The sequence below is a fragment of the Pseudomonas sp. SIMBA_068 genome (assembly GCF_046534705.1).
Taxonomy (GTDB): Bacteria; Pseudomonadota; Gammaproteobacteria; order Pseudomonadales; family Pseudomonadaceae; genus Aquipseudomonas; species Aquipseudomonas putida.
In genome coordinates this window covers 1-246 of the sequence record NZ_JAWRYI010001313.1, presented here as the reverse complement: position 1 = coordinate 246, position 246 = coordinate 1, and the positions used below count along the sequence as shown (strand labels likewise).

Annotated in this window: 1 pseudogene; it reads left to right on the top strand. The window is 65.0% G+C overall.

Annotation, left to right across the window (positions count from 1 at the left end):
- Positions 1–239, top strand: a pseudogene (locus SB756_RS33835) (enterobactin synthetase subunit F); the annotation flags it as partial.
- Positions 240–246 lie beyond the last annotated feature (7 nt).

The following is a 246-nucleotide window of genomic DNA, read 5'->3' as shown; positions in this document are numbered from 1 at the left end:
CCAGTTCAGTGCGCCTGCTGGCAACAGCGCGCAGTGCCCGCTTCACCGGACACGCAACCCTGTTCCTGGCGGAACAGACGCAGCAGCCCGGTCAGGATGCGCGCCGCGCCTGGGCGCCCTATGTCGGCGAGCTGACTATCTGGCCGCTGGACTGTGCGCACGTCGAGATCATCTCACCGCGCATGTTCGAACAAATTGGGCCACGACTGCAGCAGTGCCTGGCGTCGCTGAATCCCTGAACCGTTC